Source organism: Arcanobacterium pinnipediorum (assembly GCF_023973165.1).
Classification (GTDB): Bacteria; Actinomycetota; Actinomycetes; order Actinomycetales; family Actinomycetaceae; genus Arcanobacterium; species Arcanobacterium pinnipediorum.
The window spans coordinates 1,916,609-1,939,921 of record NZ_CP099547.1 but is presented as its reverse complement, the minus strand read 5'-3'; the positions used below and the strand labels follow the sequence as shown (position 1 = coordinate 1,939,921).

14 protein-coding genes are annotated in these 23,313 nt (G+C 49.9%); 10 read left to right on the top strand and 4 right to left on the bottom strand.

Features of this window, described 5'->3' with window-relative positions; all coding sequences use genetic code 11:
- Both NG665_RS08580 and NG665_RS08575 read right to left on the bottom strand, forming a co-directional pair.
- Positions 1 to 2,265 (bottom strand): DUF6049 family protein, encoded by a 2,265-nt coding sequence (locus NG665_RS08580; protein WP_252673278.1) that lies wholly within the window; start codon positions 2,263 to 2,265, stop codon positions 1 to 3.
- Positions 2,266 to 2,772, bottom strand: a complete 507-nt coding sequence (locus NG665_RS08575; RefSeq protein ID WP_252673277.1) for an NUDIX hydrolase — start codon at positions 2,770 to 2,772, stop codon at positions 2,266 to 2,268. It lies immediately after the preceding gene.
- A gap of 62 nt (positions 2,773 to 2,834) precedes the next feature.
- Between NG665_RS08575 and NG665_RS08570 the strand changes: the two genes are divergently transcribed.
- The 9 genes from NG665_RS08570 to NG665_RS08680 all read left to right on the top strand — a co-directional run bounded on the left by NG665_RS08570 (position 2,835) and on the right by NG665_RS08680 (position 18,402).
- Positions 2,835 to 4,325 carry a CCA tRNA nucleotidyltransferase gene (locus NG665_RS08570; RefSeq protein WP_252673276.1) on the top strand — a complete coding sequence of 497 codons (1,491 nt, stop codon included), beginning with the start codon at positions 2,835 to 2,837 and terminating at the stop codon, positions 4,323 to 4,325.
- Entirely contained in the window at positions 4,322 to 5,566 is a 1,245-nt protein-coding gene (locus tag NG665_RS08565) for an MFS transporter (RefSeq protein WP_252673275.1), read from the top strand. The genes NG665_RS08570 and NG665_RS08565 overlap by 4 nt, the downstream gene beginning before the upstream one ends.
- Before the next feature lie 65 nt (positions 5,567 to 5,631).
- Entirely contained in the window at positions 5,632 to 6,906 is a 1,275-nt protein-coding gene (locus tag NG665_RS08560) for an AI-2E family transporter (protein ID WP_252673274.1), read from the top strand.
- A 5-nt stretch (positions 6,907 to 6,911) separates the two neighbouring features.
- Complete coding sequence (locus NG665_RS08555; protein ID WP_252673273.1) at positions 6,912 to 9,119, top strand: transglycosylase domain-containing protein; 2,208 nt, start codon at positions 6,912 to 6,914, stop codon at positions 9,117 to 9,119.
- A 197-nt stretch (positions 9,120 to 9,316) separates the two neighbouring features.
- Positions 9,317 to 9,622, top strand: a complete 306-nt coding sequence (gene rpsF, locus NG665_RS08550) for a 30S ribosomal protein S6 (protein ID WP_252673272.1) — start codon at positions 9,317 to 9,319, stop codon at positions 9,620 to 9,622.
- Between the two features lie 18 nt (positions 9,623 to 9,640).
- Positions 9,641 to 10,171: a single-stranded DNA-binding protein gene (locus NG665_RS08545; RefSeq protein WP_252673271.1), complete on the top strand. Its 531-nt coding sequence runs from the start codon at positions 9,641 to 9,643 to the stop codon at positions 10,169 to 10,171.
- A 60-nt stretch (positions 10,172 to 10,231) separates the two neighbouring features.
- Positions 10,232 to 10,468, top strand: a complete 237-nt coding sequence (gene rpsR, locus NG665_RS08540) for a 30S ribosomal protein S18 (RefSeq protein ID WP_252673270.1) — start codon at positions 10,232 to 10,234, stop codon at positions 10,466 to 10,468.
- 21 nt (positions 10,469 to 10,489) lie between these two features.
- Positions 10,490 to 10,936 carry a 50S ribosomal protein L9 gene (rplI, locus tag NG665_RS08535; RefSeq protein ID WP_252673269.1) on the top strand — a complete coding sequence of 149 codons (447 nt, stop codon included), beginning with the start codon at positions 10,490 to 10,492 and terminating at the stop codon, positions 10,934 to 10,936.
- 548 nt (positions 10,937 to 11,484) lie between these two features.
- Entirely contained in the window at positions 11,485 to 18,402 is a 6,918-nt protein-coding gene (locus NG665_RS08680; RefSeq protein WP_289812915.1) for a YPDG domain-containing protein, read from the top strand.
- Between the two features lie 175 nt (positions 18,403 to 18,577).
- On the opposite strand, the gene NG665_RS08525 is transcribed toward NG665_RS08680, so the two are convergent.
- Positions 18,578 to 19,888 carry an ISL3 family transposase gene (locus NG665_RS08525; protein ID WP_252672635.1) on the bottom strand — a complete coding sequence of 437 codons (1,311 nt, stop codon included), beginning with the start codon at positions 19,886 to 19,888 and terminating at the stop codon, positions 18,578 to 18,580.
- Between the two features lie 234 nt (positions 19,889 to 20,122).
- On the bottom strand, positions 20,123 to 21,460 hold the full coding sequence (locus tag NG665_RS08520) for an MATE family efflux transporter (protein ID WP_252673268.1): 1,338 nt from the start codon (positions 21,458 to 21,460) through the stop codon (positions 20,123 to 20,125).
- A gap of 482 nt (positions 21,461 to 21,942) precedes the next feature.
- Between NG665_RS08520 and dnaB the strand changes: the two genes are divergently transcribed.
- On the top strand, positions 21,943 to 23,289 hold the full coding sequence (gene dnaB / locus NG665_RS08515; RefSeq protein WP_252674112.1) for a replicative DNA helicase: 1,347 nt from the start codon (positions 21,943 to 21,945) through the stop codon (positions 23,287 to 23,289).
- Positions 23,290 to 23,313 lie beyond the last annotated feature (24 nt).

The window sequence follows — 23,313 nt, the reverse complement described above, 5'->3', positions numbered from 1 at the left end:
TTACTCTGAGTTTGGTAGATCCTGCGTATTTTCGGTGCGGAATCGTTGTGAAACTGCCAGTGAGGCTTGACGCGGATCCATCGGCTGTGACCGACGTCCTTGGCGAATGGATTTAAAGACTCCAAAAATAAACAAGACGCCGATTAAGCCCGCGATAATAGCGGTTCCCGTGTTTTCCCAATCTGCTCTAACTCGAACATGGACTGTTGCGGGGTCACCGATCGTTAGTCCGGTGCTGTTGGTCAGTGATACAGCAAGATCAAGGTTGCCAGATCCCCAGGCTTCAACTGGAATCATCGCTTGGGAGGTGCTTTTGGCCGGAATAGTGATGGTGTCAGAATCGGTTGCCCGAAGTCGAGAATCTGATGCTTCGAGGGACACAGTAACATTGACCGGCTGGCTATAGGAATTACTGATTCGGATCGGCAATGATGAATTGGTGGAAATAAGATTGATCGTCGAGGTCTTTTCCACGGTGATCTTGTGCGTATCAACATTGCCCATCGCACGAATAAAAGTCTCACGTTTTTGCGGATCTGTACGCCACTGTGTTCCCATGAGGCTATCCGCATAGCTATCGATCATGCTATCTAGCGCGGTTCCTGTACCGAAAATCTGGGCGAATTGGTGTGCGGTAGACAGTGACTGATCGTAGAGCTTCAGTTCCGCAGGGCTCAGTTCGCCGGGCGCAAGATTGGTTTCGGGTAACTCTTCATAGTCAAAATCAACCGTGGGTGAAGCAAGGAGTGCCGAAACTGATATGGGTTGGTTCCACGGGGCTTGCGAGAGTGCCGAAACGACTTCAGCGGGCGCATTAACCTGGGCCGCGTGGACGTCAGTTCGCGGTAAGAGAGCTGCAACTGCACGCTGATTATTGGGTTGCTGGCGGTAGAGCATCGCGGAGAGTGCTAGTGCAACTTGCCGGCTGTCGAGTGGATCAAGTGAAATTTCTTCGTCGTAGTTTCGCAGCCGTCCAGCGATAGCTTCAGACAGCGCTGTGTTGGCGACGACGAGGGGCATCGGCTCGTTATCGACGTTTACCGATGTGTGTGCGTCACTGTTATATAGCTGTTCGCCGGCTGGAGTGAGAGTGGAATCGTGAACGATAGCGGCTTTGAACCCAGCGGAACGCACCGCCCGTAGCGTGGTGATATCTACTGCTCCTGCTGGGATATACAGTTGTGGGATTGAGCTGTTGAGATAGTAGCTGATGCGTTGTGGCATGTTGGCGTGGGCTAATGCAGCTAGGTCGGCGTCGTATGCCGGAAGAGCGCGATGTTCGGCGTTGTTGAACGTGGTGGAGTGGGTGAGGCGCGGATCGGAGAAGAGTGTTACTCCTGGGATATCCCAGTGGGCGAAGAATGAGGAGAGGTCGCCAGGTTCTGTGTTTTCGTGGTTAGGTGTTGCAGATTGTGTGCCGGGACCGGTTGCAGATCCACCACCAGAATCCACGGGTGCTGATTGAGGTTGAGAATTTGTTGGAGCCGATCCATTACCAGCAGCAGGAGTGGATCCATTACCGGTATTAGGTGCCGACTCACTACCGGAATTCACTGCTTCGGATTGAGTTCCCGGGTCTGCTGACGTAGTGGTTAAAACCTCGTCAAGGAGTTCTGGAACTGACTTACTGTGGGTAGGTAAGTGCTCAATGACTGGAACAACTGCAGTAAAATGGGTGCGAACTAGGGGCGTATCGGGTGTGACAATAATGAACGAACGGTCAGATAACTCCTCGTCACCGTGGATAGCATTAACTTCGATACCGCGCGGACCCCACGCTGTTACAGTGTTCGACCAGGTAATCTGCGATCGCGGCACGGTAATTGTATGGGTTAGACGATCTTTGGGTGCTACCTCTACTGCACGGTTATCATCATAGAGGGAGTAGCCGTACAGATTCCCGGAAATCCAGGCAGAGATTTGGCTGGCTGTTGTTGCTGGCCACGATTGAGAGCGGACGTTGAAACCTGTGATTGCCAAAGGTTGAGTGCTGGGGTTTACGAGTTCAACCGTCAATGTGAGGTCTGTATCGGGGGCCAGCGTCGGATCGCCAACTGATGTGATAGTTAGATGCGGTTCACGAGCTTGCGTCTGGGTTTGGGGCTGTGGCTGGGTTTGGGGCTGTGGCTGGGTTTGGGGCCGTGGCTCGGTGTGAGTAGCCAGAGTGCCAGGCAACACTGAACCATCGGATACGAAAAGCCCGCCCAGTGGGATCATGATAGCGCTAAATCCAGCTAGAACACGCTTCAAACTCCAACGTTTCATTTAGCCCTCCAGCAAGGTTCGGGCTACCCCAACAATGCGTCGTTCGTTGGGGTAAGCAAGACGGGCTGCGACATGATCGAGGCGTACCCATTCGACCATTTCTGCTTCGTGGTCTGGATCATTTTCGACGGTGAGTGTGCCATAGAGCGCTTCGAGGAGGAAGTGGTGGACGACTTTGTGAACTCGGCGGTCGTGCCCGGAGAACCAATAGTCGATGGAGGCTAAATGCCGCAGAACCCGGCCGGTAATTCCGGTTTCTTCCGATATTTCGCGTACGGCTGCTTGTTCAGCTGTTTCCACTCCTTCGAGATGACCTTTGGGTAGGCACCATTCAAGGCGCCCGCCACGATTCCTACGCGCTATGACTGCAACGTAAGCTCGACCTTCTTGAACTGAAATAATGACTCCGCCAGCTGAGGTTTCGTTCACAATAGGCAGGGGTGATCGCCGCGCCGAATGGCTTCGACGCGGTCCGTTTGGTGGCGGAGCCGGATATTTTCGCGACATAACTTCTACTTCACAGTCGCTGAGAATATGCTTAACAGCGCCTTTCGTGGCACTCTAGGAGGGTGACTTCAAGCGATTCTGTATTCAATTCTCATACGACGACGGACACTGACGTTAATCAGCGTGCCCGGCTACTTACCCAAGCGCATCAGCGTTTAAGTGAGTTACCTGCGGCAATACTGGAACTAGGTTCTATTTTCGCACGTAATGGCCATGAATTGGCAATGGTGGGAGGTCCTGTTCGCGATGCGCTTCTGGGTTTGCCGATTCATGATTATGATTTCACTACCTCTGCCCGGCCCGATGAAACCGAACGGTTACTAGCATCGTGGGGTAGTGCGCATTGGGATATCGGGCGTGAGTTCGGCACGATCGGCGCCTCTAAAGCCGGTTATGTGGTTGAAGTCACAACTTATCGTACTGAGGAATATGACACAGAATCTCGAAAACCTGGCGTGCACTATGGCGATAGTCTCGAAGGTGATGTGACTCGTCGTGATTTCACAGTCAACGCAATGGCGATCCGGCTGCCATCTATGGAACTTGCCGATACCACCGGCGGGTTAGACGATTTAGTTTCTGGCGTTTTACGCACCCCGGTCAGTGCCCAGCAAAGTTTCGACGACGATCCCTTGCGGATCATGCGCGCTGCGCGTTTTAGTGCCCAGCTTGGTTTTGATGTCACTGACGATGTGCGATCAGCAATGGCCGACATGGCAGATCGGCTCAACATCGTCTCCGTAGAGCGCATCCAAGCAGAACTTCATCGCCTGATTATCTCCCCACATGCCCGCAAAGGTCTCGAACTCCTCGTCGATACGGGTGTGGCCGATATTGTGTTACCCGAGCTGGCCCAGTTGCGCGATACGGTTGATGAACATGGTCTGCATAAAGACGTCTACACTCACACATTGACAGTCCTTGACCAGGCGATCGCGCTGGAAACCGATGCCGAAGGCGCCCTACCGGGACCAGATTTTATTCTCCGCTTTGCCGCGCTCATGCACGATATTGGCAAGCCCGCAACGCGCCGGTATGAACCCGATGGCACAGTGACGTTTCACGCCCACGATATCGTCGGGGCACGCATGGTTGCTAAGCGCATGAAAGCACTACGGTTTGATAAGGCGACGACGAAAGCCGTAGCACGCCTTGTTGAACTACATTTACGTTTCCACGGATATGGGGAACAACACTGGTCAGATTCAGCTGTACGGCGTTATGTTGCCGATGCCGGACCACATTTAGAACGATTAAACCGCCTGACTCGAGCAGACGTCACTACCCGCAATAAACGTAAAGCACGCTGGCTAGCTGCTGGGATGGATGATTTAGAACAACGTATTGCTCTTTTGAAAGAACAAGAAGAAGTCGATGCAATTCGCCCCGATCTTAACGGGGAACAGATCATGGAGCTGTTAAACCTGACGCCAGGTCCCGAAGTGGGCCAGGCATATCGCTTCTTACTGGATTTACGAATGGAAGAAGGACCTTTGGGAGAAGATGTTGCAACCCAGCGTCTGTTGGCCTGGTGGGAACAGCGCACTCAATGAGTTCCATTTCCACTCTTATACATCGGCTTCTTCCCTATCCGCAGTTTCGTAGATTGCTCACAATCCGGTTGCTTTCTCAAACCGGTGACGGGTTGTTCCAAGCTGGGTTAGCCTCCATCGTCTTATTTAGTCCGTATCGGTTGGGAACTATAGAAGAAGTTGCGCTCGCGTTTGCAGTGATATTGTTGCCCTTCACGATCATCGTTCCGTTCGTTGGTCCGCTACTAGATCGGTGGGATCGCCGTCGAATCTTGTTATGGGGTAACTATCTGCGTGCCGGTGGGGTGTTTAGTTTAGCTATCGCGCTCGCGATCAAGCCCACCACTAGTGTGATGATTGTGGGAGCGCTTGTGCTTCTTGGTATAAATCGCTTTATTCTTGCCGCCTTATCTGCTGGGCTTCCCCACACTCTGCCTACGCGACTCTTGGTTGTTGCCAATTCGTTGATTCCAACGGTGGGGTCAATCGCGGCTGGCTGCGGTGGACTGCTCGGTTTGGGTTTAACCGTGATCTTGGCACCGGGCACATGGCGCGACGTCACTGCGCTTGGTTTAGCCGGGCTGTTTTTTATAGCTGCGAGTGCCACCGCCGCTACGATGAATAACCGATGCTTGGGTCCACTTACGATAAAGCAATGGTCTGTGCGCCAGATCCTCACCCAGCTCATGGCGGGTCTTTCCTATCTAGTTCACCAACGCCACCCGGCTTACGCGCTGGCAATCATGACCGCACATCGGTTGTTGTACGGGCTAGAACTGATGATGCTTTTAGCTTTGAGCAAGTCAGGATCGCTCGGACTTTTTCCTTTCGCCACGGTTTTGGCGGTATCCTTCTCCGGCAACGCTCTAGCCATCTTAATTACTCCCGTTGCACATCGGCGCATCGGGGCACACAACTGGATTCTATGCTCTCTCACCCTCGCCGTTACCGGGCACTTGGCCTGGGCACTAAGCTCTAACCTCGCCTTGGTATATCTAGTGTTTGCGCTCTTCGGTCTCAGCGTCCAAGGCGTCAAAATTTCAGTAGATACGATTGTGCAACGCGATGTTGGCGATGCCTACCGTGGGCGTGCGTTTTCGCTCTACGACATGTTCTTCAACGCCGCACTAGTTGGAGCAGGAGTGTTAGCCGCATTCTTTCTGCCCCCTTCTGGATGGTCGACGACGGTGAACATTGGCTGTGCTCTAGCTTACGGCACGAGTGCATTTATTTATCGTAGTGTGGTTCGGTCACCGCAATAACGCCGATATTTTGGCACAATAGGAGAACGTATGCATGTACGTCACTCTTATTTAAGGAGCACAGCATGAGTCAAGCAAACGATCACGACGCCGTCGGCACTGATAACGAAGGTACGCGAAACGCTGGTGAAGAATCCGTCGTCGATATTAATACCAGTGGTTTCATGATGCTTGCGGTGCTGGCTCTGCTGACGGTTGTGGGGATCGGAGTCCATTCCATCGCCGATGTTTTCGCGCCACTGTTTCTAGCCTTCACTTTGGTGTTAGCGTTGCGTCCGTTTGGGCAATTCTTGATTCGTCACCGCTTCCCGTCGTGGTTTGCTTCGTTGACGACGTTGATTATCACCTTTGTGATTATTGTTATTTTGTTGATGCTCACGGTGTGGTCTTTGACTCCTGTTCCTGACGTCGTTGTGGAGTATTCGGCAAAATTCGAGACGACGATGTATGACTTCTTTACGTGGTTGCAAGGACGCGGGCTGAAAACGCGTGACCTTATGTCTTATGCGAATCAGATTAACGTCAATTCTATTGTGGGCTGGACGTGGAGTTTTATCGGTGGGTTGTTCTCTGTTGCCGGACTGATGTCTATTGTTGCTATCGCGGCGTTCTTCTTAACAATTGATACCACGGTGACTCGTGCGCGCTCCCAAGTGGTTTCCAAGGATCACTGGAACATGGGTGAGGCGATGCGCGGTTTTGAAAAACGTGTGCGTCACTACTGGATTGTGACAACCGTTTTCGGCCTGCTCGTTGCTGGGATCGATGGGATTGTTTTGCAATGGATGGCGATCCCGTTGGCTTGGACGTGGGCTTATTGGGCTTTTATTACTAACTACATTCCTAATATTGGTTTCGTCGTCGGCGTCATTCCTCCGATGCTCATCGGTCTACTTGATTCTGGTTGGCAGACGGCGTTGTGGGTTTTAGTGGCTTACTCGGTGATCAACGTTGTTATTCAAACGTTTATCCAACCTAAACTCACCGGCGATATTGTTGGTCTTTCACCGTCGGTAACCTTCTTCTCGCTAATAGTGTGGACTTCGATCGTTGGTGTGTTGGGCTCGATCTTGGCAGTTCCGTTGACGTTGTTCTTCAAAGCGCTGTTTGTTGATTCAGATCCGCGTACGCGCTGGCTTGATGTGTATCTGATTTCAGAAAGTCAGGCTGGGCGGCGGCTCGAAGATGGCTACTATGATGCTTCAGCGCCCTACGAAGGCGATCTTCCAGAGTTCCTTAATCCATTTTCTAGACTTGAACGCAAAGCTAGAATGCAGTACCGCCCCAAGCTCCATGCGCTCAGTAGGCAACTGAAGCGTTCGGCGAATAAAGAAAGCTAGATACTGTGACTGCAAAGAAAACATCAAAAAAACCGCGTAAACGTGGATGGAATTATCCGCGAGCCGGCTATGGTCCGATCCATCGTTGGCTTCCGTCGTGGCGTATCGTGCTGGGCACGCTATTTTCAATGTTTGCGTTAGCTATCGGCACTTTTATTGGATTGTATGTTGCTATCGACGTACCTGAGCCAGATGATTTTGCCCTCGCCCAAGCAACTGAAGTTTATTATGGTGACGGCGAGGAACTGTTGGGTAAGTTTGCTGAAGCTGACCGGCGTTCTGTGGAGTTGGCAGATATTTCACAACAGTTGCAGCATGCCGTTATTTCTTCTGAAGATCGCAGGTTTTACGAAAACAACGGGGTAGATCCCAAAGGCATTGTGCGAGCACTGTGGAACAATATCCAAGGAAATCCAACCCAGGGTGGTTCTACGCTCACTCAACAATATGCCGAACGTTATTACACTGGGCAAACCACGTCGTTGACCGGTAAAGTACGCGAACTTATTTTGGCGATTAAGATCGATCGGGAGCAGTCAAAGGAACAGATTCTTAATAGCTATCTCAATACGATTTATTTCGGGCGTGGAGCATACGGCGTCGAATCTGCGGCACGAAAGTATTTTGGGGTTAGCGCTAAGGATTTGACGCTATCTCAATCTGCACTGCTAGCTGCGGTTATTCCAGCGCCATCTGCTTGGGATCCGGCTGTGGATCCAGATACTGCGCGAGTTAAATATGAGCGAGTGTTGAACCGGATGGTTGAAGATGGTTGGGTGAGCCAGGCTGATGCAGATAGCGCTGAGTTTCCGCAAACTCTAGATCCGAACACGTCGCAAACGGGTGTGAGTGGCACTGATGGCTATCTACTTCAAGAAGTTCGAAATGAATTGATTGACGATGCTGGTTTCACCGATGAACAAATCGACCGTGGCGGATTTACTATTGTGACGACGATTGATAAAGCTAAGCAGCAAGCCGCCGTCGATGCAGTTAATTCACTGCCCGAGGATCGGCCCGCGAACAACCATGTGGGTTTGATGTCGGTTGATCCGGCTACTGGGGAAACTCTAGCAATGTATGGTGGCCGTGATTATGAGGTGCGTCAACGTAACAGCGCGACTCAAGATCGAGCGCAAGCCGGATCGGTGTTTAAGGTTTTTGGCGTTGCGGCAGCGCTAAAGAACGGGATCTCACCATATGCAACATTTAGTTCTCCAGCTTCGTACACTATTCCGGGTACTGATTTGACGTTTAGTAATTTTGCTGATGCTGCTTTTGGTGAGTTGCCGTTGCGGGACATGATTGCATATTCGGTTAATACCGGGTTTATTAAGTTGAATGAAAAGATTGGTCCCTCGGCAACAGCGCGAATGGCTGTTGATATGGGACTGCCTAAAGATCTGGTTGGCTTAGATAACAATGCCGGCAATATTTTAGGTTCGGCTTCACCGACTGCTAAAGAGATGTCACGAGCAATTTCTACGTTGGCAAACGGTGGGCGGCGATTAAATACGGTACATATTGTGCGTGAAGTTAAAGATCCGCAAGGTAACGTCATTTATCGTGGTGATACGGGTAGTGAACAGGTGCTAACTTCAGATATTGCCACAATGGCAACGTATGTGGTTCGCGGTGGTAGTGCTCCCTACGGTACTGCTTCTGATTTAGCTACGTTGCAACGCGATATTGCTGCTAAAACTGGAACCTCTACTGGTCCACGATCGGGCTGGGTAGTTTCCTATACACCTAATCTGGTTACTGTTGTTGATATGTATCAGGTTGGTGAAGATGGTAGCGAAGAAGATTTGACCCCGTTTGGGGGAGTAAACCTTATTACTGGTTCGTCATGGCCACAACATATTGCCTTAACCTATTTGGAAGCGGCATTTGAGGGCATGGACAAGGTGAAGTTCCCTAATGCGAAAACTATTATTGACAAATACTTCCCCCCGCCACCGCCCCCACCTCCCCCACCGGTTGAAGAGCCAAAGAATGAGGAAGATCAAGGTGAGCAACCGCCGCTAGAAAATCTTCCACTGCCTGAACCTGGTCCGCTTCCATATCCGGATCCGACTCTTCCCGAGATGCCGCAGGATAATAACGGGCAGGGCACACCTCCGGCTGGCCAAAATCCGGGAGGCACGCCGGGCAATAGGCCAGATAATAGACCAGGAAATCAGGGTGGTTCTGGAAGTGAGAACAATAATTGACGGGGTAATGGCAGTGCGGTGCACTGCCGTGCTCTGGTGATGATAGTGACGAGAACGATAGCGTCGTGTGGTGTAAAACGCACGGCGCTATCGTCATTCTTCCGGTATTGTTAATACAGTGCGTTATATACGCACAGCATGACCCTCCTGTCATGGAAAGACCATGACCGTATTAAGTCCAAAGGAGGTGGGTACACATGCGTCAGTACGAGATGATGATTATTCTCGATCCTGAAACAGATGAGCGTACTCTCCAGGGAACCCTAGAGAAGTTACTCGCTGTTGTCCCAGCCGAGGGTGGAACCCTTGACAACGTGGACATCCTCGGTAAGCGCCGGCTCGCTTACTCGATTAACAAAAAGTCCGAAGGTATCTACGTAGTTGTCTACATGACCGCTACCCCGGCAACCGCTCAAGAACTTGATCGCCAGCTCGGCCTTAATGAGTCGATCATGCGCACCAAGCTTTTGCGTTACGAGCCAGTAGCTACTACCCAAGCCTGAAAGAAATTGGAGTAAACCATGGCTGGCGAACCGATTATCACCGTCGTCGGAAATCTCACCGCAGATCCGGAACTCAAGTACGTTGGCTCGGGCACGCCTGTTGCCTCGTTTACTGTGGCCTCCACCCCGCGTAACCTGAATCGTCAAACAAACGAATGGGAAGATGGCGAAGCCATGTTCGTTCGTTGTTCTGTGTGGCGTGAATATGCTGAGAACGTGACTGAAACGCTGTCTAAGGGCATGCGTGTTGTGGTTACTGGAAAGCTTCAGGTGCGCAACTATCAGCGTCAAGATGGCTCGCAAGGCACATCGATTGAGATGCAGGTAGATGAAGTGGGTCCATCCTTGCGTTACGCAACCGCTCAGGTGATGCGTACTCAAGGTGGTGGAAATCGTGGCGGTTTCAACCAGAATCAAGGTGGATTTAATCAGGGAGATGGCCAGCACGGCCGTGCTTCCTACGATGCTCCGGCCGGCGGATCAGCTTATGATCCGTGGGGTCAAGCACCTGCTGGTGGCTCATCATTCGATGATGCTCCACCATTCTAAGACTTTTTGGGATAGCCGTGTTTCTAACATGGTTATCTAACAATCGAAAGAGGAATTACTATGGCAAAGCCTGTATTGCGCAAGCCAAAGAAGAAGTCCAATCCGTTGAAGGCAGCGAAGGTCGCTGTTATTGACTACAAGGACACCGCAACCCTACGCAAGTTCATCTCGGACCGTGGCAAGATTCGTTCCCGCCGAGTAACTGGCGTTTCCGTCCAAGAGCAGCGTCAGATCGCTCGTGCAGTTAAGAATGCACGCGAAATGGCTCTTTTGCCTTACACGAGCTCTGCTCGCTGATCGAGAGAGGAAAACTATATTATGAAGATTATCCTCACTCACGAAGTTGAGAACCTCGGTACTGCTGGCGACGTCGTCACAGTTAAGGATGGCTACGCACGTAACTTCTTGATCCCACGTGGCTACGCTACGATGTGGACCAAGGGTGCACAGCGTCAAATCGATCAGATCGCTGAGTCACGCCGGAAGCGTGCAACTGAAGATATCGAAGCATCTCGCGAAATGCGTGACGCTCTCGAAGCTACGGTTTTGACCATCGCTAAGACTGCTGGTGCAAACGGCCGTCTCTTCGGCGCTGTCTCAACCGCTGATGTTGCTATCGCAGCTTCTGAAGTTGCTGGTAAGCCTGTTGATCGTCGTTCGATCAACCTGCACACCAATATTAAGTCCGTTGGTGATTACACCGGTCAGATCAAACTCCATGCTGATGTGACCGCAAACATCAAGCTCACTGTTGTAGCTAAATAACAGCGAGCATAGCTAGATGGTGGCTGATCGAGCTTCTACTAGCTATTACAACTCACAACTGTGCACCTAGAAACTCACGTTTCTAGGTGCACAGTTTGTTTATAGTGGTAGGTGAGATTGTGAAATCGGTGCTGTGTTGAATCTATTCGGAAAATCTTTCTGTGACATCGATACCTGTTTATGCGATCTTTTATCAAACTTATTTGTAACAGGTCGATTTCATAGTTTTGAGCGAGCCAAATAATTAAGAGTATAACAATACTCCACAGATAATCAGCCGAAGGGGTCTTTTCCAATAACTCGATAATTGAGCCCTAAATTAGTTATCTATTATGAAAATCCGCCGATTGTGCAATATGTCAAATACATGTATGTAATTAGGATAATTGTCTGTTTCTATGTGGTTGGAGTGGTAATGTGTGAATTACTGATGAATAGGTCTGCACTTTGTGCACCCTATTTACCAACAAAATGTAGTATGTCCCCTAGCGGAAAGAGTAACAAGTGAATCAAAGCAACAATTTACTGTGTAAGGGGGTGGCGTCTCTATGAGATCTAAGTTCTCTTTGAAGCGAATACTCGCCCCCTTAGCTGCTGCTACGGTTGCGCTATCGGGAGTGGTTGGTCTTGGCCACCTTCCCGCAGCTTACGCCGTAGATCCTGCGCCCGGCACCACTGTCGGCGCAATTCATTCTCCCGGCCTAGCGAGTAACAACCAGACAGTTTCCGGTAACGTTCGCGAAATTGTTCGTTACGGAACAAATAACGGTCTAGATTCACTCGGTCAGGAAGCTAAGGGACTCGAGGGTGTAAAGGTTTACTTCCAATGGTATGAAGGCCAAGAGCGTCGTGGGCGTTACGCGTCACCCGTCTATTATGCGGTGAGTGATTCGCAAGGCAACTTCACTATTGATGCGAAACCTTATCTAGATGATCGTGGGCGTGTTCGCGCTTTTGATGGCAACCCCACAGTGGGTGCTGCTGGAACAAAGGCTCTCAACGGTCTAGATTCCCGAGATGGCTGGAAGGAAAAGGTTCGTATTTGGTCAGAGCTTTCTGATTCAGATAATAACTATCGCCTGCAGGCACAATATGCGGCCTCTCCGGCACCTGATCAGTCAATCAATGACTTGAATCTATTTTCGACTTGGGACGCTGGAAAGCATCAACTAAAAGATGTTTTTATTAACTATCAAGATTTATCCAATGAACCGCAACATTTACCGGAAGAGCTCTGGTATGACTCTGCGTCTAGCCAAGGTAGGGGTCTTAATGGGTCGGTCAGTGGTGTCGCAGCATACAACCTGACAGTACCAAACGGTGCGTTAGACTTACACACCTATACTGAGATTGTTGGCGATCCTCGGATCCCTGGTTTGGAAATTGTTGGCTCTTATCTATCAGATTCCGCAATTGACAAGATTAAAGCGCATGTCGATCAGAACTTTGGTGGTAAGGCATTGCGTGGCGCTGGATGGACTGCACAGGATGAAAAGGGACTCCAGCGGTGGATTCACGAACAAGTTGCAGCTAACCCCACCGAGTGGATTGCGGAAACTTCGAAAGCTGTTACTGATCAGAACGGAGAGTACCACTTATACTTCCGTGGTACTTATGGATTCTCGAGCGAGGAGTGTGGAACGTCTGCTATTTCAAGGACGTGTGCTAAGAACCCAGATGGGTCGTACAAATATTGGCATAAAATTGCTGAGAATTGGGGCGATGGAACCTTCGCTAATATCTCGGCTGGCCTAGCGAAGCACGTAAATACCGAGTGGATGTATGTTGCTCCTAAGGATTTGCCAAGCAACGTTGGTCTAGCTTCGCCATACTCAATGGCTCGCTGGGTTGATGGTGCTGCAGATAACGATTGGGGTGGTGGTGCATTCGCTCCAACAGTCGCAGTTAACGGCAAGTCGCTTGACTACGTTACATTCCAGAACATGTACCTATCGTTGTCAGCTTTGCGTTTCGATATCACTAACTATGATTCGCAAGCTAACCAGGCATCTCGTGGTGATATTGCAAAAACTGCCACCTCAGGTTTGGTTAATGGTAAAAAGTACACCATCGACTGGCCTGGTACAGGCAAGAGTTGTACCTTTACCGCTGGTGCTGACACCACTATCCCTTCCTGTGATTTCCAGGTTCCAGAGGATTTAGCCACCACCACAACCTACGTCGCTAATCTTTATGACGGCGAAGGAACAAATGGTGCTTTCTTGGGCTCTGATACTTTTACCGCACGAGTACCTCAGGATCTTGCGTGGGGTAGCCGAGGCGACGACTACACGGGTTCAGTTGCGATTACTACTGATCCTGCTGCAGGAAACATTCCTTTAAACTATAGTGATTACACTGTTGCGCCTGAATTGCAGGAGAACCTTGTACTCGATACTGCTACTGGCGCTGTAACAGGTAAGCCGACCACAGCCGGAACTACTGATCACAAGGTCAACTACAATGTTTCTTTCGTCCCAGAGGGACGTACTGAAACAGTCACACAAGAGGCTAGCTACAACACTCAGCTTGTAGTTACTGATACTCCGCTTGCCACTGGGCAAGTCGGAACAGAGTATGACCAGACCGTCACCCCCACCGGTTTCGAAGCAGCTGGTTACACTTTGCAGAAGATTAACAGCGTTGAAGGTCTACCTGCTGGTCTGACTTATGCAAATAATAAGATCACTGGAACCCCCACAGTCACTGTTGATGCAACTGAGGAAACTCCGAATGTCACTGTCAAGTACACTGTCGTCAATGCTGCTGGTGAAACCAAAGAAGTAACGGATATCGTTCCGTTGAAGATTGGTGAAACTGAAGCTACCGTCTACACTCCTGCATACACTGAGACTCGGACTGCTCCTGGTAAGACTGTTTCTTCTGCTGCTCCTACCTTTACTGATAAGGATGGTGCGACTGTAGATAAGCCTGAGGGTGCGACTTTCGCGGTTGATACTGCTAAGTTACCTGCTGGTTTGACTGCTGAGATGGTTTCTATTGACGAAGCTACCGGCGTGGTTACGTTGAAGACTCCGGCTGATGCAGCAAACGAGACTGTTTACGACATTCCTGTGATTGTTACTTACAAGGACAATTCCACGGATAACGTTACTGCTCCGTTCAAGGTCTATGACCAGGACGGCGACGGTGTTGTTGATCCAGTTGATCCTGACAATCCACAAGATGGTGAGGATAAGTGTGCTGACACTCCTGCTGGTGCAACTGTTGATGCTGATGGTTGTACCTTGGCTCAGCGCTACACCCCGGTTTACACCGACACTCCGGCTGTTGTTGGGGTAGCTAAGACTTCTGCAGCTCCTACGTTTGATGATGTGACCACTAAAGATGTTGTGGAAACATTGGCTTACGATGCTCTGACTCAGGGCAAGGGTACTGATGCTGAGAAGACTGTTGCAGCTACTTTCGCAACCGCTAAGGACGGTGCGACTGTTGGTACTGATGGTGCAGTAACATGGACTCCTGACCAGACTGGTCGTGTTGAGATTCCTGTGAATGTAACCTACCCGGATACCACGGTTGATGCTGATGTTCCCGCTCCGTTCGTGGTTGAGGACAGCCAGGCTAATACCAATGATCCTGCTTATGAGGATAAGACTGGTAAGCCTGGTGAGACTGTGACTGTTCCGCAGACCGGCGATACTGAAATGCCTGCTGGCACTAAGTATGCTGAGAAGACGGATAATCCGAATGTGACAGTTAACGCTGATACAGGTGAACTAACTGTAACTATTCCTAACGATGCTACCCCTGGTAGTGAAATCACTGGAACTATTACTGTTACCTATCCAGATGGTTCTTCTGAGGACATCACCTATAAGGTGACGGTACTTCCAAATGACGCACAGAAGTTTGAGCCTGCATACACTGAGACTCGGACTGCTCCTGGTAAGACTGTTTCTTCTGCTGCTCCTACCTTTACTGGTAAGGATGGTGCGGCTGTAGATAAGCCTGAAGGTGCCACGTTCAAGATTGATGAGGCTAAGCTACCTACTGGTATTACTGCCGAGATGGTTTCTATTGATGCAGATACCGGTGTGGTTACGTTGAAGACTCCGGCTGATGCTGCAAACGAGACTGTTTGGAATATCCCGGTCATCGTGACTTATCAAGATGGCACAATGGATAACGTTACTGCTCCGTTCAAGGTCTATGACCAGGACGGCGACGGTGTTGTTGATCCAGTTGATCCTGACAATCCGAAGGATGGCGAGGACAAGTGTGCTGAGACTCCTGCTGGTGCAGAAGTTGATGCTAATGGTTGTGCGGTAGCACCAACCTTGGGTGATGTGCCGAATGTTAATGGGACTATTGGTGTGGAGATCACTCCGATTGAGGTTCCTGTTACTAACACTGGTATGAATGAGAATCTGACTTGTACTGCTACTGACTTGCCTGCTGGTTTGTCTGTTGCTTTGAAGGCTGATGGTTCTGCTTGTGTTATCTCCGGTACTCCGACTGAGAAGGCTACTGATAAGCCATTCACTGTAACGCTTACTTACGATAAGCCTGATGGTGATAAGACTGCTGGTACCCCGATCGTTAAGAACGGTACCGCTACTATTGGCGACAAGCCTGACGCTGATGGTGATGGTGTTCCTGATGATATGGATCAGTGTGCTGAGACTCCTGCTGGTGCAGAAGTTGATGCTAATGGTTGTGCGGTAGCACCAACCTTGGGTGATGTGCCGAATGTTAATGGGACTATTGGTGTGGAGATCACTCCGATTGAGGTTCCTGTTACTAACACTGGTATGAATGAGAATCTGACTTGTACTGCTACTGACTTGCCTGCTGGTTTGTCTGTTGCTTTGAAGGCTGATGGTTCTGCTTGTGTTATCTCCGGTACTCCGACTGAGAAGGCTACTGATAAGCCATTCACTGTAACGCTTACTTACGATAAGCCTGATGGTGATAAGACTGCTGGTACCCCGATCGTTAAGAACGGTACCGCTACTATTGGCGACAAGCCTGACGCTGATGGTGATGGTGTTCCTGATGATATGGATCAGTGTGCTGAGACTCCTGCTGGTGCAGAAGTTGATGCTAATGGTTGTGCGGTAGCACCAACCTTGGGTGATGTGCCGAATGTTAATGGGACTATTGGTGTGGAGATCACTCCGATTGAGGTTCCTGTTACTAACACTGGTATGAATGAGAATCTGACTTGTACTGCTACTGACTTGCCTGCTGGTTTGTCTGTTGCTTTGAAGGCTGATGGTTCTGCTTGTGTTATCTCCGGTACTCCGACTGAGAAGGCTACTGATAAGCCATTCACTGTAACGCTTACTTACGATAAGCCTGATGGTGATAAGACTGCTGGTACCCCGATCGTTAAGAACGGTACCGCTACTATTGGCGACAAGCCTGACGCTGATGGTGATGGTGTTCCTGATGATATGGATCAGTGTGCTGAGACTCCTGCTGGTGCAGAAGTTGATGCTAATGGTTGTGCGGTAGCACCAACCTTGGGTGATGTGCCGAATGTTAATGGGACTATTGGTGTGGAGATCACTCCGATTGAGGTTCCTGTTACTAACACTGGTATGAATGAGAATCTGACTTGTACTGCTACTGACTTGCCTGCTGGTTTGTCTGTTGCTTTGAAGGCTGATGGTTCTGCTTGTGTTATCTCCGGTACTCCGACTGAGAAGGCTACTGATAAGCCATTCACTGTAACGCTTACTTACGATAAGCCTGATGGTGATAAGACTGCTGGTACCCCGATCGTTAAGAACGGTACCGCTACTATTGGCGACAAGCCTGACGCTGATGGTGATGGTGTTCCTGATGATATGGATCAGTGTGCTGAGACTCCTGCTGGTGCAGAAGTTGATGCTAATGGTTGTGCGGTAGCACCGGTCATCCCGAATGTTCCGGCAATCACTGGTGAGAAGGATAAGCCGATCGATCCGATCACTATCCCAATCGAAAACCCAGGTAAGGCAACTGACCTTGTTTGTAAGGCAACTGGTCTTCCTGCTGGTTTGAACATCGGGCTCAACGAAGATGGGACTGCATGTGTTGTTACTGGTACACCTACCGTGGCTACCGATGGTCCTGTTGATGTCACTGTAACGGTTGAATACAACAAGCCTGATGGTGATAAGGGTCCTGGTACTGTAACCAAGGATGGCACTGCTAACATCACCGTCCCAGTTCCTGGTGACGCTGATGGCGATGGTGTTCCTGATAATGCAGATAAGTGTGCTGACACTCCTGCTGGTGCAACTGTTGATGCTAATGGTTGTGCAGTAGTACCAAGCATTCCGAACGATCTACCGAACATCGTTGGCGAAAAGGACGAGCCGATCGATCCGATCACTATCCCAATCGAAAACCCAGGTAAGGCAACTGACCTTGTTTGTAAGGCAACTGGTCTTGCAGCCGGCTTGATGATTGAGTACGTCGACGGCAAAGGATGTGTCATTTCCGGCACGCCGACTGAGGTGAAGGACGGCGATTACACCGTCACAATCGAATCCAAGCGTCCTGATGGTGATAAGGGTGACAACACCCCTGTTGTTAAGGACAATGGCAAGATCAAGATCACCGAAGCTCCTGTTGCTCCGAATTGGGAAGACACTACCGGCAAGCCTGGTGATGATGTCGTGATTCCTAATACCGGTGGCGAGGTTCCAGATGGTGCAACCATTGAAACCAATGGTCCTGGTACTGCTATTCTCGATAAGGATGGAAACATTAATGTGACCATCAACGAGGATGCTAAGCCTGGTGACAAGGTTATCGTGACGGTGAAGGATAAGGACGGTAATCCTATTGATACCGTTACCATCACTGTTGTTGAGAAGCCTGTTGCTCCGAATTGGGAAGACACTACCGGCAAGCCTGGTGATGATGTCGTGATTCCTAATACCGGTGGCGAGGTTCCAGATGGTGCAACCATTGAAACCAATGGTCCTGGTACTGCTATTCTCGATAAGGATGGAAACATTAATGTGACCATCAACGAGGATGCTAAGCCTGGTGACAAGGTTATCGTGACGGTGAAGGATAAGGACGGTAATCCTATTGATACCGTTACCATCACTGTTGTTGAGAAGCCTGTTGCTCCGAATTGGGAAGACACTACCGGCAAGCCTGGTGATGATGTCGTGATTCCTAATACCGGTGGCGAGGTTCCAGATGGTGCAACCATTGAAACCAACGGTCCTGGTACTGCTATTCTCGATAAGGATGGAAACATTAACGTGACCATCAACGAGGATGCTAAGCCTGGTGACAAGGTTGTTGTGACGGTGAAGGATAAGGACGGTAACATCATCGATACCGTTACCATCACAGTTGCAGAGAAGCCTGTTGCTCCAACCATCAAGGAAAAGCTTGCAAAGACTGGTCTTGATATCGCTGGATTAGCAGCGATCGGACTAGGCTCGCTCCTGATCGGTGCGTTCGCAGTAATGCGCCGTCGCAAGGAAAGCTGATTCCAACGTGATTAGCGAGTAATCGCTAACTACCATACGGGTGGGCATGAACGAAAGTTCATGCCCACCCGTTGCTTTTCAACAGCAACAACTACGGCGATTCCAACAGGAGATCAACTAAAGAAAGAGACAATCAGCGCCACCATGCAAAGCGGCTCTTCGGATTTTGGCGGGGTTAGGGGAAGATTGTGTTGAGGAGTCGCCAGTTGGGTTTGCCTGCGTAGAGGAGGCATCTGATGCGGTAGTTGGTGAAGTTGGTAAATCCGTAGCCGATTCTTTTGATGCGTTTGATGAGGTTGTTCATGGCTTCGGTGATCGAGTTCGATAGGCGGGCGTGGTGGTAGGCCAGGATCTGGTGATACCAGTTTTTAAGTGTTCGGCTAAGTTGTTGGATTTCTTGGGGCATGAAGTCCTGGCTGGTGTGGTTGATGAGTTGATCAAGCATGGTTTGAGCGGTGGTGATGTTGTCTTGAGCGTAGAAATTTCGGAGGCGTTCTTTGACACGGTAAGCGATAGCGACTTCACCATGAGGGTCTCCTAAGCGTAAAAGTGATTCGATCCGATGTTGTGTTTTATCGGTGAGTTTTTCTTGTCCGTAGACAAGTTGGCGTCTTATACGGTAGAGCGGGTCGGTTTTTCGTCCGCGGTGTCCAAGTGTTTGTTGTTGAACACGCCGGCGTACACGATCAAGGGCTCGGTTAGCTAATGTGATGACGTGGAAGTGGTCAGCGACTTGGGTAGCGTGTGGTGTGACCACGTTGAAAACAGCCCGGTAGGCCGGGCTCATATCGAGTGTGGCATAGCTGATTCCTTGTTTCCAATAGGTAGGGAAGCGGTGAAGGAAACGGGCAACCTCAACATAGTTACGGCTTGGAATAATATCAATGATCTGGTGGTTGGCTACATCGCATAGCGTGGTCACATATTGGGTAGGGCGTTTGTTCAAACGAACGAAACTTGTCTCGTCAAGACCGATTGCAGGAGTTTGAGATAAACGTTTACGATCAGCATCAAGTAAGGCCTGCCCGTAGACGGTCACGGTATGGTTAATCGTGTGCCAATCACAGCCCAGCTCGGCAGCGACTTCACTTATTGTCCGTCCCATTCCTACTTGCCTGGTCGCCCATTTAGCTGCCCTGGTCGTTAACCGACAGTGTCTACTAGCAATGCGTTTGTCCTGGCTTGTCCATGACCCCATATCGCATTGATGGTTAGGACAATACCAGCGGTGTTTACGCCAGATCAAACCCATGGGGCGTCCGTAAACGGGCAGATCGATATAAGGAACTCGTGGCCTATCCTTGACTCGTGCCCGTACCTTGCATCGAGGACACACCACGGTGTTAAGATCTTGCTCGATCTCGATTGACTGGTGTGGTCCGTGACGATGATAAGCCACAGGCACAACATCTTTTAAACTCAGCAAACGAGCCACGATTACGTTAGGATCAGAACTGGTGAAGATAGTTTCAGGTTTTTTGCTCACACTCTAAGCATGAACTATCTTCACCACTTTCACATCCCCTAACCCCGCCAAAATCCGAAGAGCCTGCAAAGCCGGAACAAATAGCAGGAAAGTAGAGCAAGCCACGGCACAGAACAGAAGAACTAGTGCGAAAAAGAAACGAGTCAGCGCTTCACCTTGGTTAAAAATAGCAATACGTAGAGCAATACCTACAGGCACACAGTTACGTACTGTCTATGCGCAGCCCAGAACCCATTAACGAGCGAGATGCATCCAGTCATCGCCACGAGTACGAACAAATTGAGTTCCGGCACGTACCGCCATTGTTACCCCGCCATAACCAATCCAAAGAACAGCCATACCCCACGTTTGACCAAACCAATCAGGACGCCACAAAACAATACCCGCAACAGGAGCAAAAGCACACAGCGTAGCTAACATGTACCACGCTAAGCGTCGAGTATCACCAGCGCCAATGAGAACCCCATCGAGGATAAAAGCCAGCGACGCTAAAGGCACAGCGAGACCTGCAATCCACAAGATTATTCGAGACAAAGTTTGCACATCGGCATCAGTACTCATAATCCACGGCACAACAAATGAGAGTGCACCAACAACGATTCCCAATCCGATACCAACCCAGACTCCCCATAATATACAGCGATGTAACACGCGCCGAACAACGTTCGGTTGGTTCAAGCCAAGAGCCTGACCAACAAGGATTTGTGCTGCAGTAGCCAAAGAATCCAGGCCATAAGACATGAAATTCCACACCGTCATCACGATTTGATTCGTAGCAAGAGCAACCGTACCAAGTCCCGAAGCTCCAGCGATCAACAATAAAATAGCACTACGCAGTGACAAGGTACGAACAATAAGCGGAAACGCATCATGCAGCGAACGTAAAACGCCAGTTCCAGAAGCTAGTATCGACGCGCCCGCTTGCCGAGCACGGTGGGCAATAATAGTAACTAAGACAATTGCCATACCCGATTGTGCTAAAGCAGTACCAAGACCAGCCCCTGTTATCCCTAACCCGAATACGTAGATAAGAATCGCATTGATGGGGATGTTAACTAACGCTCCACTCGTTGCCACTATAAACGGCGTACGGGCATCGGCAAAGCCACGCAAGGTACCTGTAGCGGCAAGAACAATCAGCATGCCGGGAAGACCCCAGGAACTTGCATGAAGATAAGAAAGCGCCTGTGTAGTTACTGCAGCGGTTGGATTAAACCAACTGATAATAACTGAACCACCAAAATACAAGATCAGACCGAGAACAATACCGAGACCACCAGCAAGCCAGATACCATCTATTCCGAAGCGGTAACCTTCTTTGTTCCGGTTGGCACCGACCGCACGCGCAGTAGCAGCAGTAGTGGCATAGGTCAAGAAAATACATAGGCCCACTAGAGTGGTCAAAATTGTTGAAGCGAGAGAAAGTCCAGCGAGAGGAGCGCTACCGGGCAGGCGACCAATCATCGTCGTATCTACAGCTACTAATAGCGGCTCAGCAAGTAACGCGCCCAAGGACGGTAATGCGAGTCGGATGATTGCTAAATCTACATGTTCTAGATCATCGTTAGCCACAAAAGCCTCGAATCTTTTCACAACAAAGGTACTGAGTAATCTTCGACTTCCAGACTACCGAAACTTCAACGGTATTGACGACACGCGGAAACTTAAAGTGGTTGAGGTCTAACTGCGGAAAAGTTTGCAAAACGAGGTAGTAAAAATCGTAAACTATCCACATGCGTGGAGAACATTATGGCGAGATAGCGGGGAAGGCGCCACCATAATCCACAACGGTGGATAAATATGTGAAAATCTGTGGATAACTGAAGAAGTTACTAGCAGGGTTATACACAAATCCACCGCAGTTATCCACAGAAAAACTTAAAGTAATCACAGAGCTGTGGATAGTTTACTCGCAATACATGCAGTGAGATTGAACAAACCACAGCACTTATGCGCGAAATCAGCCATAATTAGCTGTGGTAGTGCGCTGCGGTGCGAACAAGGCGATGAGCACTCGTGGCAGTTTGAGTGGCAAAAGAATGGACGTGAACGATATGTCGAACTCTCAGTATGAACGTACCCCACCCCACGATATAGATGCCGAACGCTCCGTCCTTGGCGGAATGATGCTCAGCAAAGATGCACTAGCCGATGTTTTGGAAATACTTGATGCCAAGGATTTCTACCGCCCAGCTCACGCCACGATCTATAACACCATACTTACTCTTTTCGGTACCGGCCAGCCTGCGGACGCGATCACGGTTGCTGCAGAGCTACAACGCCAAGGCGTGTTGGAACAAGTAGGTGGGCGAGCAGTCCTCCACGATCTTGTTTCAGGAGTGCCAACTGCAGCTAATGCCGCATACTATGCACAGATTGTGCGCGACCAGGCAGTATTACGCAGGTTAGTCGAAACTGGAACCCGTATTGCCCAGCTCGGATATACTACCGAACGCGGCGACGTTGCCCAGTTAGTTAATCTGGCACAATCCGAAGTGTATGCATTAAGTGAATCTAAATCGTCAAATGACTACGCTCAACTCCGTGCAATCCTTCCAGATGTATATGAAGAACTGGAATTAAACTCGGCTCGTGATGGCCAATTAGCCGGCTTAGCTACCGGTTTCCACGATCTTGATAAAGTCTTGCTTGGTTTGCGACCCAACCAGATGATTATTGTGGCCGCTCGCCCAGGAATGGGGAAAACAACGTTAGCGATGGATTTTTGCCGGCACATTTCTATGAAAGAGAATAAGCCGGTGGCGTTCTTCTCGTTGGAAATGAACCGCAATGAATTGGCGATGCGCATGTTGGCAGCCGAGTCAGGAGTGTGGTTATCACGGCTTATCGGAGGTGACCTCGAACAACGCCACTGGGAACAAATTTCCCAAACACTTGAACGTATCGCCGACGCACCGCTTTTCGTTGACGATTCTCCTAACCTGACTATGATGGAGATTCGCTCCAAAGCACGCCGAATGCGCCAACAGCACGGCATTGAGCTCATTGTGATCGACTATCTGCAGTTACTCACCTCCGGTGGGCGCACCCCAGAATCACGCCAACAAGAAGTCTCAGAGTTTTCGCGCTCTATCAAACTACTTGCTAAAGAGCTCGAGATCCCGATCATTGCAATCGCGCAGCTCAATCGTGAAACCGAACGCCGAGATTCGAAGAAACCCCAAGTATCTGACTTGCGTGAATCTGGATCACTAGAGCAGGATGCCGACGTCGTTATCCTCATTAATCGTCCCAAGGAACGTGACGAGATGGGTGCGTTACCACCGGCACAAATTATCGTGGGAAAGAACCGATCCGGCCCAACCTCAGATGATATCGAACTTGAGTTCCAAGGCCAGCTCACGCGCTTTGCGAACTATGCGTCGGCGGAGGATTATTAGTCCTGGAATAGTAACCGATCTGGA

Bases quoted from the DNA above. Each gene is read 5' to 3' on its own strand.
- NG665_RS08545 (WP_252673271.1), top strand. From the start codon at position 9,641: ATGGCTGGCGAACCGATTATCACCGTCGTCGGAAATCTCACCGCAGAT.
- NG665_RS08580 (WP_252673278.1), bottom strand. From the start codon at position 2,265: ATGAAACGTTGGAGTTTGAAGCGTGTTCTAGCTGGATTTAGCGCTATC.
- NG665_RS08680 (WP_289812915.1), top strand. From the start codon at position 11,485: ATGAGATCTAAGTTCTCTTTGAAGCGAATACTCGCCCCCTTAGCTGCT.
- NG665_RS08565 (WP_252673275.1), top strand. From the start codon at position 4,322: ATGAGTTCCATTTCCACTCTTATACATCGGCTTCTTCCCTATCCGCAG.
- rpsR (WP_252673270.1), top strand. From the start codon at position 10,232: ATGGCAAAGCCTGTATTGCGCAAGCCAAAGAAGAAGTCCAATCCGTTG.
- rplI (WP_252673269.1), top strand. From the start codon at position 10,490: ATGAAGATTATCCTCACTCACGAAGTTGAGAACCTCGGTACTGCTGGC.
- rpsF (WP_252673272.1), top strand. From the start codon at position 9,317: ATGCGTCAGTACGAGATGATGATTATTCTCGATCCTGAAACAGATGAG.
- NG665_RS08575 (WP_252673277.1), bottom strand. From the start codon at position 2,772: ATGTCGCGAAAATATCCGGCTCCGCCACCAAACGGACCGCGTCGAAGC.
- NG665_RS08560 (WP_252673274.1), top strand. From the start codon at position 5,632: ATGAGTCAAGCAAACGATCACGACGCCGTCGGCACTGATAACGAAGGT.
- dnaB (WP_252674112.1), top strand. From the start codon at position 21,943: ATGTCGAACTCTCAGTATGAACGTACCCCACCCCACGATATAGATGCC.